This is a genomic window from Streptomyces triticirhizae (assembly GCF_003696235.1).
GTDB classification, from domain to species: domain Bacteria; phylum Actinomycetota; class Actinomycetes; order Streptomycetales; family Streptomycetaceae; genus Streptomyces; species Streptomyces triticirhizae.
Window position 1 is genome coordinate 1 of the sequence record NZ_RFFJ01000144.1, and the last position, 15,954, is coordinate 15,954.

The 15,954-nt window shown below is 73.3% G+C and carries 10 protein-coding genes; 6 read left to right on the plus strand and 4 right to left on the minus strand.

Features of this window, described 5'->3' with window-relative positions; genetic code table 11:
• Positions 1–97: 97 nt before the first annotated feature.
• From EBN88_RS21560 to EBN88_RS21570, 3 genes are all read right to left on the minus strand, one after another.
• The gene (locus EBN88_RS21560; RefSeq protein WP_233580834.1) at positions 98–5,293 is read right to left on the minus strand and encodes a type I polyketide synthase; all 5,196 of its coding nucleotides are present in this window, start codon (positions 5,291–5,293) and stop codon (positions 98–100) included.
• Positions 5,284–6,309: a ketoacyl-ACP synthase III family protein gene (locus EBN88_RS21565; protein WP_122185567.1), complete on the minus strand. Its 1,026-nt coding sequence runs from the start codon at positions 6,307–6,309 to the stop codon at positions 5,284–5,286. The genes EBN88_RS21560 and EBN88_RS21565 overlap by 10 nt, the downstream gene beginning before the upstream one ends.
• Positions 6,310–6,850: 541 nt before the next feature.
• The gene (locus EBN88_RS21570; protein WP_122185568.1) at positions 6,851–7,912 is read right to left on the minus strand and encodes a methyltransferase; all 1,062 of its coding nucleotides are present in this window, start codon (positions 7,910–7,912) and stop codon (positions 6,851–6,853) included.
• A 264-nt stretch (positions 7,913–8,176) separates the two neighbouring features.
• Here EBN88_RS21570 and EBN88_RS21575 point away from each other — a divergent pair, with 264 nt between their 5' ends.
• From EBN88_RS21575 to EBN88_RS21600, 6 genes are all read left to right on the plus strand, one after another.
• Positions 8,177–9,445: a beta-ketoacyl-[acyl-carrier-protein] synthase family protein gene (locus tag EBN88_RS21575; protein WP_122185569.1), complete on the plus strand. Its 1,269-nt coding sequence runs from the start codon at positions 8,177–8,179 to the stop codon at positions 9,443–9,445.
• Positions 9,442–10,662: a ketosynthase chain-length factor gene (locus tag EBN88_RS21580; RefSeq protein ID WP_122185570.1), complete on the plus strand. Its 1,221-nt coding sequence runs from the start codon at positions 9,442–9,444 to the stop codon at positions 10,660–10,662. Before EBN88_RS21575 ends, EBN88_RS21580 begins: the two co-directional genes overlap by 4 nt.
• A gap of 150 nt (positions 10,663–10,812) precedes the next feature.
• A complete protein-coding gene (locus EBN88_RS21585; RefSeq protein ID WP_122185571.1) occupies positions 10,813–11,085 on the plus strand; it encodes an acyl carrier protein in 273 nt (90 codons plus the stop codon).
• 100 nt (positions 11,086–11,185) lie between these two features.
• On the plus strand, positions 11,186–12,250 hold the full coding sequence (locus EBN88_RS21590) for a glucose-1-phosphate thymidylyltransferase (protein ID WP_122185572.1): 1,065 nt from the start codon (positions 11,186–11,188) through the stop codon (positions 12,248–12,250).
• Positions 12,247–13,200: a dTDP-glucose 4,6-dehydratase gene (gene rfbB / locus EBN88_RS21595; protein WP_122185573.1), complete on the plus strand. Its 954-nt coding sequence runs from the start codon at positions 12,247–12,249 to the stop codon at positions 13,198–13,200. Before EBN88_RS21590 ends, rfbB begins: the two co-directional genes overlap by 4 nt.
• Before the next feature lie 281 nt (positions 13,201–13,481).
• Positions 13,482–14,282 carry an AfsR/SARP family transcriptional regulator gene (locus EBN88_RS21600; protein ID WP_158621469.1) on the plus strand — a complete coding sequence of 267 codons (801 nt, stop codon included), beginning with the start codon at positions 13,482–13,484 and terminating at the stop codon, positions 14,280–14,282.
• A gap of 112 nt (positions 14,283–14,394) precedes the next feature.
• Here the strand turns inward: EBN88_RS21600 and EBN88_RS21605 are convergent, their stop codons facing one another.
• A complete protein-coding gene (locus EBN88_RS21605; protein WP_122185575.1) occupies positions 14,395–15,423 on the minus strand; it encodes a methyltransferase in 1,029 nt (342 codons plus the stop codon).
• Positions 15,424–15,954: the final 531 nt, after the last annotated feature.

Here is a 15,954-nt window from a genome sequence, read left to right on the forward strand (position 1 = left end):
CGCCGCCCGGCCGCGCGGGGGAACGCGGCGGGCGGCGACGCGGCGGGAGCCCCCGGGGCCCCCGCCGCGATCCCCCGCCCGTGGGCGGGGGAGGTCGTCAAGGCGCGCTCCTCTCCTCGACCGGAGCGGGCCGGTCCGCCGTCAGGCGCTGGGTGAGCAGCCCCGCGACGGCGTGCACGGTCGGGTGGTCCCAGAAGAGCGTGGCGGGCAGCGGCATTCCGAACCGCCGCTCCAACGCCCGCCGGATGCGGACCGTCATCACCGAGTCCAGGCCCATCTCGGTGAGCGTGCGGTGCGCGTCCACCTCGGCGGCCGGCAGCCTCGTCTCCTCCGACACCTGCTCGGCGATCTCCGGAACGAGCCGCTCCCGCAGCTCCTCGCCGTCCAACCCGGCCCAGGCCGCCGCCGGATCGGCCGCCGCCTCGGCGGGCGTGTCGGGCACGAGTTCCGACAGCAGCACGGGCCGCCGCTGCCCCGGCTCGGGCGGCAGGGTGCGCAGCACCGCCGCGTAGCCGAGGCCGTGGCGCTCGGCCAGCTCCCAGCAGGCGAACGCCTCCGCCGCCGTGATGTCGGCGGTGCCCCGCGCGTTCAGCTCGGCGTCGATGATCTCCGTCGAGGTCGACATGCCCAGCCCGCGCCAGGAGGTCCACGCCAGGCTCAGCGCGCCCTCGTCGCCCGCCGCCCGCCGCAGCGCGGCCAGCCCGTCGAGGAACGCGTTGCTCGCCGCGTAGCTCGACTGCCCGGGCAGGCCCAGGAGTTGACCGCAGGACGAGAACAGCGTGAAGAAGTCCACGCTGCCCGGCGGGAACAGCTCGTGCAGCACCAGCGCGCCCTCCGCCTTGGGCCGCAGCACGGCCCGCAGCGAGTCCTCGTCGAGGGTGCGCAGCGGCCGGTCGTCGAGGACGCCCGCCGCGTGCACCACGCCCCGGATCGGGGGCAGGCCCAGCGCGGTGGGGGAGAGCAGCTTCCGCGCGGCGTCGGCGTCGGTGACGTCCAGCGCCAGCGGCACCACGGTCGCCCCGAGCCGCTCCAGCGACAGCACGGCCTCGACCCGCTCGCGCAGCGCAGGGTCGGTGACCGACTCCCACTGGTCGCGGGGCGGCAGCCCGGTGCGTCCCGCCAGGACCAGCCGGCGGGCGCCCCGGGAGGCGAGCCAGCGGGCCACCTCGAGGCCGAGCGAGCCGAGGCCGCCGGTGATCAGATAGGTGCCGTCCGGGCGGCAGGCCATCGGCGGGCGGCCCGGCGTCTCCTCCGGCGGCAGCAGCCGGGGCACCTCCACCACGCCCTCGCGCAGCGTCAGCAGCTCCTCGCCGTGCGCCGTGCCCAACAGGTCAACGAGCGCCGGCAGTTCACGCGGCGAGTCGCCGATGTCGACCAGGCCGCCCCACAGTTCGGGGTGCTCGCCGGCGATGATCCGGCCCAGGCCCCACAGCGGGGCGTGGCCCAGCGCGGCGGCTTCCGAGCCCTCCCGGACGCCCTGGGTGACGCACCACACCCGCGCCCGGTCGTCGGCCGGCGCCCCGGCCACCCGCTGCGCGGTGCGGGCCAGCATCCAACTGGCGCGCACCGCCGCCCTGGTGGGCGCCTCGCCGGGCCGCGCGGGCGCCGGCAGCACCACGAGGGCGTGGTCGCCGGCGAGTTCGGCGGCGAGCAGGTCCTCCGGGTCCTCGATGACGCGGTGCGGCACGGACTCCGACACCAGCCGGCGGCTCAGCTTCCGCGCCAGCTCCCGGTCGTCGCCGACCAGCACCATCGTGCGGTGCGGCGCCGGCTGCGTCGGGCCCTGCGGGCGCCACGCCATCCGGTGCGTCAGCCGGTGCGGCCCGGCCGCCGTCTGGATGTCGCCCTCCAGCAGCCCGTAGCGCAGCCCGGCGAGCCGGCCGACCAGGGCGCCGGAGTCGTCGGCGATCTCCACCTCGACGGTGTCCTCGCCGCTGCGGCGCACCGTCACCCGCGCCACCGCCGGCGCGGGGCCGCGCAGCGCGACCCGGCCGATCGCCGCCGGCATCCGCAGCCGGGGCGGCCCGTCGAAGACGACGGAGGCCGTGGACAGCGCCGCGTCCAGCACGGGCGCCCAGGTGCTCGGGGCCTCCCGGGTGTCCGGGTCGGCGACGCAGCGGGCGACCAACGTGCCGGGCCCGGTGCTCAGTTCGGTGATCTCCCACGGGAAGCCCATCGCGGCGACGCCGAGTTCGGCGAGCCGTTCCACCACATGGCCGGTGGGCAGCGCCTCCGGCGCCTCGACGGCGGTCGGCTCGCCCAGCGGCTCGGCCGGCCGGCCGGCCGCCGTGGTGTGGGTGGTGAACCCCCGGTCGTCGTCGGGCGACTCCAGCAGCCGGGAGGTGATCCGCAGCGTGCCGTCCTGCGCGACGATCTGCACCTCGCGCGGCGGCGACACCGCCACCGGCACCCGCAGCGCGACGTCCACCAGCTCGGCCGGGCCCTCCTCGGGCGAGGCGGCGGCCAGCGTGGTCAGCAGCACGGCGGCGGGGATGATCTCCACGCCGCGCACCGGGTGGCTGCCCGGGTAGGGCCGGCTGTCCCGGTCCAGGCCCGTGCGCCACACCTGGACGGGCGTTGCGCCGGCCACCGTGGTGCGCCCGCCGAGCAGGGTGTGGCTGGCCGGGTCGTGGAACTGCCCGGTGCCGGCCGGCGCCGGCGGCTCGGGCAGCCAGTACGGCCGGTGCTGCCAGACGGTCCCGGGCAGTTCGGCGGGGGAGGTCGCCGGCCAGAGCGCGGACCAGTCGATGTCGGCACCGTCGCAGTACAGCTGCCCGAGGTTGGCCAGCAGCGTCTCCCGGCCCGGCTTGTTGCGGCGCTGCGTGTGGGCGGTGGCGGCGTCCGTCACCTCCAGGTGGTCCAGGACCTCGCCGATGGAGTGCTCCACGACGGGGTGCGGGGAGATCTCCAGGAACAGGCGGTAGCCGTCCTCGACGGCGGCCGTGACGGCCTCGGAGAACCGCACCCGGTCGCCCAGGTTGGTCGCCCAGTAGCCGGCGTCGCGCGGCGCGCCGGAGCGCGGGTCGGGCAACGCCGTGCTGTAGAGCGGGAGTTCCGCCGGGCTCGGCGTCAGGTCGGCGACGGCGGCGGCCAGGTCGTCCAGCAGCGGGTCCATGTGCGGGCTGTGGAACGCCACGTCCGAGTCGACGCGGCGCACCGCGATGCCCTCGGCGCGCCAGGAGGCGCCGACCTCCTCGACGGCGGCGATGTCGCCCGAGATCACGGTGGAGCCCGGCGAGGCGCTGATGGCGGCCACCACGTCGCGCCGCCCCACCAGCCGCCGTTCCGCCTCCTCGGCGCTCAGCCGCACCATCGCCATCGCGCCCCGTCCTGCGGCCCGGCGCAGCAGCAGCGAACGGCGGCACACCAGCCGCGCGCCCTGCTCCAGCGTGAACACGCCGGCCGTGACGGCCGCCGCGATCTCGCCGACGGAGTGCCCGATGACGGCGGCCGGGCGCACGCCCTTGGACCGCCAGAGCGCGGCAAGACCCGTCTGCACGGCGAAGATCAACGGCTGGATCACGTCCACGGGCTGCGGCGCGTCGTCCAGCAGCACCGCGCGCGGCGAGATGCCCATCTCCTCGGTGAAGACCGGCTCCAGCAGGTCGATGACCCGCGCGAACTCCGGCTCGCCCGCCAGCAGGTCGCGGCCCATGCCGGTCCACTGCGAGCCGTGCCCGGAGAACACCCACACCAGCCCGTCGGCCGGCAGCTTCGCGCCCCGCACCGTCCCGGAGGAACGGCCGGTCTCCGCGAACTCCCGCAGCCGGGCGACCAGTTGCCTCCGGTCGGCGGCGACGACCGCCGCCCGCCGCGGCAGCGCCGAGCGGCGCAGCGCCAGGGTGTGGCCGAGCCGGGCGGTGCCGGGCGCGGCCGGGTCCTCCAGGGCCTCGGCCAGCCGGCCCGCGTAGCCGCGCACGGCCGCCTCGCTGGCGCCGGAGAGCGGATAGACGGCCAGCTCGGCGTCCCGCTCCGGCTCCGGCTCGGCGTCGGGCGCCTGCTCCAACACCAGGTGCGCGATGGTGCCGCCGTAGCCGTAGCCGGAGACCCCGGCGCGGCGCGGCCCCTCGGTCGCCGGCCACGGGGTGGCCTCGGTGACCGGGCGCAGCCCGGAGGTCTCCCACGGGATTCCCGGGTGGAGTTCCCCGACGCCGGGCATCGGCGGGATCACGCCGTGCTGGAGGGCCAGCACCGTCTTGATGACCCCGGCGACTCCGGCGCCGGCCTCCAGATGCCCGACGTTGGGCTTCACCGAGCCGATCAGGCACGGCTTCCCGGGCGCCCGGTCGGTCCCGAAGACGGCCGACATGGCGCCGGCCTCCATGGGGTCACCGGCGCGGGTCCCGGTGCCGTGCGCCTCGATGTAGCCGGCGGTCGCCGGGTCGATCCCGGCGGTGCGCCAGGCGCGCCGCATCAGGTGCTCCTGGGCGTCCCCGTTGGGCGCCATGATGCCGCTGGTGCGGCCGTCCTGCCGCACGGCGCCGCCCCGGATCAGGGCCAGCACCCGGTCGCCGTCCCGCCGCGCGTCGGACAGCCGCTTGAGGACGACGATGCCGCCGCCCTCGCCCCGGCCGTAGCCGTCGCCGGCGGCGCCGAACGACTTGCACCGCCCGTCGGGCGCGGTGGCGCCGGCCGCGTCAAGGACCAGCGACAGGCCGGGAGACGCCATCACCAGGATGCCGCCGGCCAGCGCCACCGGGCACTCGCCGGCGCGCAGGCTCTGCACCGCCAGGTGGATCGCCACCAACGAGGACGAGCAGGCCGTGTCGATCGCCATGCTGGGGCCGCGCAGGTCCAGCGCGTAGGACACGCGGTTGGCGACGCCGCAGTAGGCGCCGCCGATGCCCGTCCACGCCTCGATGCGCGGCAGGTCCTCCAGCATCCGGCGGCCGTAGTCGTCGGAGCCGACGCCCATGAAGACGCCGGCGTCGCCGCCGGCCAGGCTCCGCGCGGGGATGCCGGCGTGCTCCAGCGCCTCCCAGGCGAGTTCGAGGACGATCCGCTGCTGCGGGTCCATCAGCTCGGCCTCGCGCGGCGTCACGTCGAAGAAGTCGGCGTCGAAGCCCTCGATGTCGTCGAGGAACGCCCCGTAGCGGGTCACCCCCGCCAGCGCGCGGGCGTGCTCGGGGCCCAACGAGGCGTACCACTCCCACCGTTCGGCGGGCACCTCACCTATGGTGTCGCGGCCCTCGCTCAGCAGGTCCCAGAACTCCCGGGGGCTGTTGACGCCCCCCGAGAGCCGGCAGGACATGCCGACGACCGCGATCGGCTCGGGGCCGTTGGTCACGTCCACGACGGCACCTCGGTGATCTCGAACATGGCGCCGGCCACCGTCATGCCCGGGCCCAGCCCGTACATCAGGTAGTGGTCGCCGGGCTTCAGCCGGCCGTCGAGCAACAGCTGGTCGAGCGCGACCAGTTGGTCGCTGACGCCCAGGTGCCCGATGTCGCGGCCGATCTCCCAGGTGGTCCTCTCGGCCGGCAGGCCCAGCAGCGGGAGCAGCCGCTTCTCGATGGTGGTGCGGGAGGTGTTCATGTAGCTGAGGTAGGTGACGTCCTCGACGCCGAGCCCCGTCGCGCTGGTCCACCGGTCGTACAGGTCCTGGTGCGCCTTCATCAGCAGCGGGCGCATCAACTCGCCCTGCTCCTGGAGGAAGCGCAGGTTCCGCGCGGAGAAGTTCAGCTCCCGTCCCGTGGTCGCGCCCGGCGGGAACAGCGGCTCCCCGGCGCGGTGCATCCCCTCCAGCTCGGGAACGGCGATGCAGTCGACCCACAGCAGCCTCGCGAAGCCCGGCTCCTTGCCGAGCAGCAGCGCGCTGGCGCCGTCGCCGACCAACATGCCGCCGCCGGTGGCCCGCCAGCGGTCGATCAGCGGGGTGCCGAAGTTCTCGCCGCCCAGCAGCAGGGCGTCCGAGACGTCCTCGTTGCCCCGCAGATAGCCGGCGGCCAGCTTCAACGCGCTGAACACGCCCGTGCAGCCGTGCCGCAGCTCGATGGCGAGCGCGTCGCCGCCGAGGTGGCGCTGAACGTAGGACTGCGGGCCCCAGCCGTCGGGGCCCTGGTGCCACACGCTGGAGTACACGAGCAGGCCGGCCACCGTCGGGTCGATCCCGGTGCGCTCGAACAGCTGCCGGGCCGCGCGCAGCGCCAGTTCGGGGGCCGGGGTGTCGCCCGCGACCCGGACGCCGGTCAACTCGCCGTCGGCGATGTCCTCCGGGTCCAGGTGGCCCTCCGCGACGGCCTGTTCGACCGTGACCGGCTCCGGGAGGTGTGCTCCCAGGCCCCGCACATAGACGTCGTCTCCTCGCACTGCACTGCCTCTCTTCTTACGGACTCGTTCGCCCGGCGGGGTGCTTCGCCGTGGGCGGCTGACCGGTGTTGCCCTGCCGGGCGGAACGGGGTAGCCCCCTGCGGGGGCGTGCCGTGACCGGCTGCCCCGTTCCGGGCAACGGCCCGACTCGGCGGAACCTCCGCCGCCCGCCGGGCGGTTGTTCCCGGGGCGCCCGGCCGGTGCCCCGGTCGGCGCGGCGGAAGGCCCGCCGCCCGGCCGCCGTGCCGTTGTGCTCGGGTGTCTGCTTGGTGTCCTCGGGGAGTGCTCCCCGCTCGGCGGAACCTCCGCTTTCCGCCGGGCGGTTGTTCGTGGGGCATCCGGTCGGCACCCCACGGAGAGCGTCGGCCTTCGGCGGGACCCGCACTCCCGCCGGTGGCTGTCCGCTGGCGCGAGGCTCCGTTGGGCTCCGGGAGGGTGTGGCCGTCCGCCCGGCGGAGACCCGGCCGGCGGCCGTTCGGCCGCCGGCCCGCGCACTCCCGCGGAGAAACGACCAGCCCCGCCACGAACCCTCCCGAAGCACCTACTTGTGGCCGACGACCAGCGAGTGGCTGAAGCCCAGGTCGTCGTACCGCTCGACGCGGGCGAAGCCCGCGTCGCGGACGGCCCGCTCCATGTCGGAGGGCGAGTAGGTCATCCCCTCGCCGGAGGCGAGCGTCAGGAAGTACGGCGAGACCAGGCCGGCGCTCATCGAGCCGGTGCCCGCGTCGTTGGAGACGAAGTTGTAGACCAGGCACGTCCCGCCCGCCGGCAGCGCGTCGTAGCACTTGCGCAGCAGCTCCGTGTTCCGCTCCAGCGACCAGATCTCGAAGATGTGGAAGAAGAGGATGCCGTCGGCGCCCTCGGGCAGCGGGTCGCGGAACAGGTCGCCGGGGTGGAAGTGGAGCCGCTTGCTGAGTTCGGCGTCCTCGCCCCTGCGGGCCGCGATGCGGGTGACGGACTCCTGGTCGAAGACGGTGACCTCCAGGTTCGGGTAACGGCGGGCCAACTCGATGCTGTTGGTGCCGTCGCCGCCGCCGATGTCGATCACGTGCTTCAGGCCGCTGAAGTCGTAGTTGTCCAACACCTGGGAGAACGCCTTCTTCGAGGCGTCGCCCATGTTGGCGTAGAAGACCTCCTGGAGCTTCGGGTGGGCGGTGAGCCGCTCGTAGAGGGTGGTGCCGGGGCCCTCGATGTGGCGCAGGCCCACGTTGGTGTTCTGCCGCATGGACTCGGCGAAGTCGACGAGGGACGCGTTGATGACGTCCGCCTGGATGTCGACCAGCGGGCCCAGGTAACGGGGGCTGGAACGCAGCAGCTTGCGCTTGACGACGGCGCTGTTGACGTACTTGCCCTCAAGGCCGGAGTCCGGGTCCGGCTTCTCCAGCAGCCGCAGGGAGGCGAGCCCCAGCAGCAGGATGCGGGCGGGCTGACGTTCGACGCCGATCGCCTCGGCCACCTCGTCAACCGTCATGCCGTCCGCTGCGTCCAACTTCTCGAACAGCTCGAACTCCAGCGCCGAGCGCAGGAGTTCGAAGGCGGTGGTGCCGTGGACGAGGATGCGCACATAGTCGGCCTCGGAGATGGTGATGCTGCCACTGGCCATGGCTGTCCCTTCCTGCTGGGGGAAGGCGAGCGGGCGCTCGCGCCCACAGACGGTGGCAAAGGGCTCTAGCGCACGCCTCGACCCCCGCTCGAATCGGAGCGGAAGGCGGGCCGTTCGGCACACGGCGCACAGCCGCACCACCGGCCTCAACTCGGGTTCAAGGTCGACTCAAGCCGTGCCTCGAATACTCCGGGACCGCGGACATGCACCATCCGATCCAGCGATAGCAGTCCAGTCGGCCTCGGAATGACGGGGGATGAACGCATGACCCGAACATCAGTGATAACCGGCATAGGAGTGATCGCTCCGGGAGGTGTCGGCGTCAAGGCGTTCTGGGACCTCCTCACCTCCGGCAGAACCGCGACCCGCACCATCACCCACTTCGACGCCTCGCCGTTCCGCTCCACCGTGGGCGCCGAGTGCGACTTCGACGCCCGCGCCGAGGGACTGACGGAGGAGGAGGTCGAACGGCTGGACCGGGCGACCCAGTTCGCCCTCGCCGCCAGCCGCCAGGCGCTCGGGGACGCCGGCCTGGTCCCCGGCGAGGCCGAGCCGCCACGCACCGGGGTCTCCCTGGGCAGCGCCGTCGGCTGCACCACCAGCCTGGAGCGCGAGTACGTCACCACCAGCCACAACGGCACCGAGTGGCACGTCGACCCCGAACTCGCCGTCCCGCACCTCTACGACTACTACGTTCCCAGCTCGATGGCCGCCGAGGTGGCCTGGTCGGTCGACGCCCAGGGCCCGGTCACCGTCGTCTCCACGGGCTGTACCTCGGGGCTCGACGCGGTCGGCCACGCGGCGCGGCTGATCGAGGACGGCAGCGCCGACGTCATGATCACCGGCGGCACCGACGCCCCCATCTCCCCGATCACCCTCGCCTGCTTCGACGCCATCCGCGCCACCACCCCGCGCAACGACGAACCCACCACCGCCTCCCGGCCGTTCGACGCCACCCGCAACGGCTTCGTGCTGGGCGAGGGCTGCGCGATCTTCGTCCTGGAGGAGCGCGAGCGCGCCCTGGCCAGGGGCGCCCACATCTACGCCTCCGTCGACGGCTTCGCCTCCCGCTGCAACGCCTTCCACATGACCGGGCTGCGGCCCGACGGCGCCGAGATGGCCGACGCCATCTCGACGGCCCTGGGCCGCGCCAGGCTCGCCCCTGAGCGGGTGGACTATGTCAACGCCCACGGCTCCGGCACCAAGCAGAACGACCGCCACGAGACCGCCGCGTTCAAGAAGGCCCTCGGGCAGCACGCCTACGCCACCCCGGTCAGCTCCATCAAGTCCATGGTGGGGCACTCGCTGGGCGCCATCGGCTCCATCGAGATCGCCGCCTGTGCGCTGGCGATCGAGCACGGCGTGGTGCCGCCGACGGCCAATCTGCACGAGCGCGATCCGGAGTGCGACCTGGACTATGTGCCGCTGACCGCCCGGGAGGCGGACATCGGCACGGTGCTCAGCGTCGGCAGCGGGTTCGGCGGCTTCCAGAGCGCGATGGTGCTCTCCAAGCCGGTCGGGAGCGGCCGATGAGCGCCGTCCTGATCACCGGTTTCGGCATCGTCGCGCCCAACGGGCTCGGCACCGAGGACTACTGGAAGGCCGTTCTCGCCGGGGAGTCCGGCATCGGCCGGATCACCCGCTTCGAGCCCGACCGCTACCCGGCGACCCTCGCCGGCGAGGTCGACTTCGACCCGGCCGGGCACCTGCCCAGCCGGCTGATCCCGCAGACTGACCACTCCACCCGCCTCTCGCTCGTCGCGGCGGGCGAGGCGTTGGAGGACGCGGACCTCGACCCGAGCCGGCAGCCCATGTTCGGCGTCGGCGTGGTCACCGCCAACACCGCCGGCGGCTTCGCCTTCGGCCACAAGGAACTCGACAACCTGTGGCGGCACGGCCCCGAACACGTCAGCGCCTACCAGTCGTTCGCCTGGTTCTACGCGGTCAACACCGGCCAGATCTCCATCCGGCACGGGTTGCGCGGCGCCAGCTCCGTCGTCGTCTCCGACGCCGCCGGCGGCCTCGACGCGCTGGCCCAGGCGCGCCGGCTGCTGCGCGACGAGCTGTCCGCCGTGATCGCCGGCGCCGTCGACGGCTCGCTCTGCCCCTGGGGCTGGATCGCCGAGACCGCCAGCGGCGAGCTGAGCCCGGCCGAGGACCCGACCCTCGCCTACCGGCCGTTCGACCCGAGGGCCGACGGCTATGTCCCCGGCGAGGGCGGCGCCCTGCTGGTGCTGGAGGAGGAGGCGGCCGCCCGCAAGCGCGGCGCGCCCCGGGTCCACGGCCAACTGCTGGGCCACGCCGCCACGTTCGGTCCCCGGCCCGACGGGTCGGGAACGGTCAGCCCGGAGCCGCTGCGCCGGGCGATCACCCTGGCCCTGGCCGACGCCGAGGTCGAGCCGGGCGACATCGACGCCGTCTTCGCCGACGCGGCGGGGCTGCCCGCCCACGACGCCGCCGAGGCCGCCGCGATCACCTCCGTCTTCGGGCGGGCCGCCGTTCCGGTGGCCGTGCCCAAGACCCTCACCGGCCGGCTGGGCGCCGGCTCGGGTCCGCTGGACACGGCCACCGCCCTGCTCGCCATCCGCGACGGCGTCATCCCGCCCGCCGTCCACACCAGGCCCGCACCGTCGCACGGCCTGGACATCGTCACCGGCCAGCCGCGCGAGGCGGGTCTACGCGTGGTGCTGGTCCTGGCACGCGGCCGGGGCGGCTTCCACTCGGCCGCCGTCATCGGCGCCCCGCGCTGACCCACGGGTCGGCGGCCGGGGGGATCATGCCCCGGGGCCGACCCGGTCACCACCTCCGAGATCTTCATCCCACGGTCTCCACCCTCCGGTCCCCACCCCAGGACCGCCGTTCAGGGAGATCGATCATCCTGAGCCAGAAGGAGTTCAGCCATGCCACAACCTCTGCCAGAGCTGACCATCGAGGTGCTCGCCCAGATCCTCAACGAGAGCGCGGGCGAGGGGGAGGACCCGGGCCCCGACGGGGGGTTCGCCGACGTTCCCTTCAGCGACCTCGGCTACGACTCCCTCGCGGTGCTGGAGACCGCCGGGCGGCTGAGACGGGACTACGGCGTCCACCTCACCGACGACGAGGTCAGCGAGGCCGGCACGCCCCAGAGCCTCCTCGATCTGGCCCGGCGCCGGATCAGCGCCTCGGCCTCATGACCGCGCCCACGGCGACCGTGCCCACGGCGTTCGCCGGCGCCGGGCACGGCGCGACGGCCGTCCGCCGGTCCGTTCCGTACCGCGCCCGTGGAGGTCACCGGTGAAGGCGCTCGTGCTGGCCGGGGGTTCGGGGACCCGCCTGCGTCCCATCACCCACACGATGGCCAAGCAGCTGGTGCCGGTCGCGGGCGAGCCCGTCCTCTTCCACGGCCTGCGGGCCCTCGCCGACGCCGGGGTGAACGAGGTCGGCATGGTGGTGGGCGGCACCCGGGCGCAGATCCGGGAGGCGGTGGGCGACGGCTCGCGCTTCGGGCTGCGGGTGACCTACCTGTGGCAGGAGGAGCCGCTGGGCCTGGCCCACGCGGTGTCGATCGCCGGGGACTTCCTGGGCGACGACGAGTTCCTCATGTACCTGGGCGACAACCTGGTCCTGGGCGGGCTGCGCGGCATGGTGGACGGCTACCGGGCCGAACGCCCCGCCGCCAGGCTGCTGTTGGCGCCGGTCGCCGACCCCCGCCGGTTCGGCGTGGCCGAGGTCGGGGACGACGGGCGGGTGGTCGGCCTCCAGGAGAAGCCGGCCGTTCCCCGGAGCGACCTGGCCGTGGTCGGCGTCTATCTCTTCGGGCCCGACATCCACAAGGCGATCGCCGAGATCGAGCCCTCGGCTCGCGGCGAGCTGGAGATCACCGACGCCATCCAGTGGCTGATCGACCGTGATCTCCGGGTGTCCGCCGACGTGTTGACGGGCTACTGGAAGGACACCGGCACCGTGGCCGACGTGTTGGAGGTGAACCGCCACCTGCTGCGCTCCCTGGTGGGGTCCACCGAGGGAGCCACCCACGACAGCGAGATCAGCGGCCCGGTGGTCATCGGTCCCGGCGCCGACGTGACGGGGTCGACCGTGATCGGCCCCTCCGTGATCGGCCCGGGAGCGGTCGTGACCGGCTCCCGCATCGGCCCGTTCGCCTCGATCGGCGAGGGCTGCCGGATCTCCGGCAGCGCGATCAGGGACTCCATCGTGATGCCCCGCTCGTCGATCGCCGGCGTGCGCGGCCTGGAGTCCTCCCTCATCGGGCAGGACGTGGAGATCTCCCGCCCGACGCCCGACACGGGCGGGCACCAGCTCGTCCTGGGCGACGGCAGCAGAGTGGGGCTGGTGTCATGAACGCACCGCGAATTCTCGTCACCGGCGGTGCCGGTTTCATTGGCTCGCACTATGTGCGGGCGGTGCTCTCCGACGAGTATCCCGCCTTTGCGGGAGCCGAGGTAACGATTCTCGACAAAATCACCTATGCCGGAAATCCGGAGAATCTGGCCGGACTTCCGTGTGAGCTTATCAGGGGTGATATCTGCGATATCGAGCTGATGCGTGCCGTCGTTCCCGGGCACGATGTCGTCATTAATTTCGCGGCTGAATCCCACGTGGACCGTTCCATTGCGGACGCGGCGGAATTCGTGCGCACCAACGTGCTGGGGGTGCAGTCCCTCCTCCAGGCGTGCCTGGAGGCCGGCACCCCGCGCGTCGTTCAGGTTTCAACGGACGAGGTGTACGGCAGCATCGAGACCGGGTCCTGGGCCGAGGACGCGCCGCTGGCGCCCCGCTCCCCGTACGCGGCGGCCAAGGCGGGCGGCGACCTGATCGCCCGAGCCTACGCCGTCACCCACGGCCTGCCGGTGTCGATCACCCGCTGTGGCAACAACTACGGGCCACGCCAGTACCCGGAGAAGGTCATCCCGCTGTTCATCTCCCGGCTGCTGTCGGGCCGGAAGGTCCCGCTCTACGGCGACGGCCGCAACGTGCGCGACTGGGTGCACGTCGAGGACCACTGCCGGGGCGTCCAACTCGTCGCCGAGCGCGGCGAACCGGGCGAGGTCTACCACATCGCCGGCACCGCCGAACTGTCCAACCGCGAGCTGGCCACGCTCCTGGCCCGGGCCTGCGGCCGCGACGACGACGCGATCGAGCACGTCGCCGACCGCAAGGGGCACGACCGCCGCTACAGCCTCGACGACAGCAAGCTGCGGGCCCTCGGGTTCGCCCCCCGCGTGCCCTTCGACGAGGGCCTCGCCGCCACGGTCAAGTGGTACGCGGACCGCCCCGACTGGCGCGCGTAGTCACCGGGCGGTGTACGCGCGTAGTCACCGGGGCGTAGTAAACCACCGTAAACCCCTTGAGAAGACCGGGTGACACGGCTGTCAAGCGCCAGAACGCGGAATCCCGCATTCCGCTGACGGGTGTCGACTTTCTTTCACATAAACACGGGATAAGCGGAGGTTCTGCCTGGGGGTCGTGGTATCGTCGCGGCCCAGCAGTGTGTGTACATGAGTGCTTAAGAGGAGTCGGAAACCTTAGACCGTAGGGGGAAACAATGATGAAATTCGGCGTTCTCGGTGCTTTGACGATCAATGACGTCGAGGTGGCGGGAATTCTGACGGCGCCGAAGCCGCGAAGTGTTCTGGCGATGCTCATGCTGGAGCCGGGCCGCGCGGTGTCGACCGCCTCGCTCATCCAGGAGCTGTGGGACGAACGCCCGCCCCGCAGCGCCGCCACCACGCTCCAGACCTACGTACTACAACTACGCCGCATGTTCCGTGACATCTCGTCACGCGCGGACGACCACTCCAACCCGGACACCCTCGTCACCAGGGTCCCCGGCTACCTGCTGAAGGCGGAGGAGGTCGAGCACGACCTCAGCGCCTACGAGACCCTGGTGAGGCAGGGCCAGAAGTGCCTGGAGACCGGCGACAACGAGCGGGCCGACCAGCTGCTCTCCCGCGCCCTCCAGCTGTGGCGCGGCGCCCCGCTCAGCGACATCCGCCCCGGACCGCTGCTCTACCCGCAGATCTGCGGCCTGGAGGAGAGCCGCCTGGCGGCCACCGAGATGCACATCGAGGCCAACCTGAGGCTCGGCCGGCATCGCGAGATGCAGAGCGAGCTGACCGTTTTAGTAGGTACCTACCCGCTGCACGAGAGCATCCGCGTCAAGCACATGCTGGCGCTGTTCCGCTCCGGTCGGCTGTCCGCCGCGCTCGACTCGTTCCACGAGTACCGCGGCCGTCTTGTCAGTGAGTTGGGCCTCGAACCGTCCCCGCGCATCAGGGGGCTCCAGCAGGCCATGCTCTGCTTCGACCCGATGGCCGACTCGCTGGCCATCCTGGACCGCGCCGACTCCGACGTCCTCACCAACCTGAGCTGACGCCCGGAGCGAGGCCGAACGACCGCCTCGCCCCGGGCCCCCATCCCCGTCCCCGAAACACCCGTCCCCGAGACCGTCCGTCCCCGAGACCGTCCGTCCCGCGACAGCCGCGCTACGCCGAGGCGTTGGCGCGGCTGTCGATCAGGTGGAGGTACGGGCCCACCGGCCGCACGTCGGTCACCGTGAGCCCCGCCTCCGCCATCAGGCCCAGCAGGCTCTCCCGCAGATGCTTGCGGCCGTCCACGTTGAGCAGCAGGAGCAGGTCCATCGCCGTGGTGAACCCCGTCTCCGGGCTGCCGTCCACGAGATTCTCGATGACGACCACCCGCCCGCCGGGGCGGGTGGCGGCGGCCACGTTGCGCAGCGCCGCCACGGTGGAGGCGTCGTCCCACTCCAGGACGTTCTTCAGGATGAACACGTCCCCCTCGACGCCCACCGACTCCCGGCAGTCGCCGGCCACCAGCTGGACGCGGTCGGCGAACTCGCCGCCCGGACGCAGCCGCGCGTCACAGTCCGGCAGCGCACCCGGCAGGTCGAACAGCGCGCCGCGCACCGTCGGGTCGCCCTCCAGGATCTTCGTCAGCAGATCCCCGTGGCCGCCGGCCACGTCCACCACCGTCTGGTCGCCCTTGAGCGCCAGCGCGTCGGCGATCGCCGCCGAGGACAGCCGACTGGCCTGCGTCATCGCCCGGTTGAAGACCTCCGCCGACTCCGGGGCGTCCTCGTAGAGGAAGGTGAAGAAGTCCTTCCCGTGCTTCTCGGCGAAGCCGCCCTTGCCGTTGCGCACCGCCTCGGCGAGGCCAGGCCACACCGACCAGGTCCACGGCTCGGTCGCCCACAGCACCATGTCGCGCAGGCTGCGCGGGGTGTCGGTGCGCAGCAGCCGGGACACGTGGGTGTGCGCGTAGCCGCCGTCCTCGCGGGTGGCGAAGACGCCCTGTGAGGCGAGCGCGCGCAGCAGCCGCTCCAGCGCGTCCGGGTCGGCGTTGACGGAACGGGCCAGCTCGGCGGGGGTCGCGCCCTCGTCGCCGAGGGCGTCGGCGACGCCGAGCTGGGCGGCGGCGCGGAGGGCTGCGGCGTGGCCGGCGGCGAGAGCGAGCCTGCGGAGCTGGGTCACGGCTTCGAGAGCGGGATTCGTCATGCGGGGGAAGGTAGTCGCGGCTGCTGGAACGGGGCTGGATCGGTGGTCGAAGTGCGCTGCCGGACGCTGCCGCTGGGCTTTCGGGGCGGCGGGACCCCACCCACCCACCCTCTCTCCCGCCTCCGGCGGCCCCTCCTCCCCGGGCCTGGGGCTCCCCGGCCCGTGGGGCGCCGGGGACCGCCCGGTCGGCGGAAGACGGGGTGGGTGCGGGGTCTGTCTGCGGGCCGGTGGCTGGTGCGGGGCAGCCCGACTGGTCGTGGGTGAACAACGAAACTGTGCGGTGTGGTTGGGGCTGTGGCGCGGGCTACGACGCGCGGCTTACATGGCGGGTGGGTCGGCCGGGTGCGGGCGTAACGAATGGCTGTGATGGGCTGGCTGGGAAGGGGGGCGCGGCTTCCGGGAGGTGGGTTCGTTGCCGCCACGGGCGGTGGGTGATGGCGACCGTGCCCTCTGGGCGCGGGGACTGCGCCTTGTTCGGGGGTCGGTTGGCCGGTGGGGGCGTGCGTAGCGCGCACCGGCTTCGCCGGCCTG

What these genes read in the sequence shown, in the direction of transcription:
- EBN88_RS21570 (WP_122185568.1), bottom strand. Translation starts at nt 7,912, where the DNA reads ATGGCCAGTGGCAGCATCACCATCTCCGAGGCCGACTATGTGCGCATC.
- rfbB (WP_122185573.1), top strand. Translation starts at nt 12,247, where the DNA reads ATGAACGCACCGCGAATTCTCGTCACCGGCGGTGCCGGTTTCATTGGC.
- EBN88_RS21605 (WP_122185575.1), bottom strand. Translation starts at nt 15,423, where the DNA reads ATGACGAATCCCGCTCTCGAAGCCGTGACCCAGCTCCGCAGGCTCGCT.
- EBN88_RS21580 (WP_122185570.1), top strand. Translation starts at nt 9,442, where the DNA reads ATGAGCGCCGTCCTGATCACCGGTTTCGGCATCGTCGCGCCCAACGGG.
- EBN88_RS21585 (WP_122185571.1), top strand. Translation starts at nt 10,813, where the DNA reads ATGCCACAACCTCTGCCAGAGCTGACCATCGAGGTGCTCGCCCAGATC.
- EBN88_RS21575 (WP_122185569.1), top strand. Translation starts at nt 8,177, where the DNA reads ATGACCCGAACATCAGTGATAACCGGCATAGGAGTGATCGCTCCGGGA.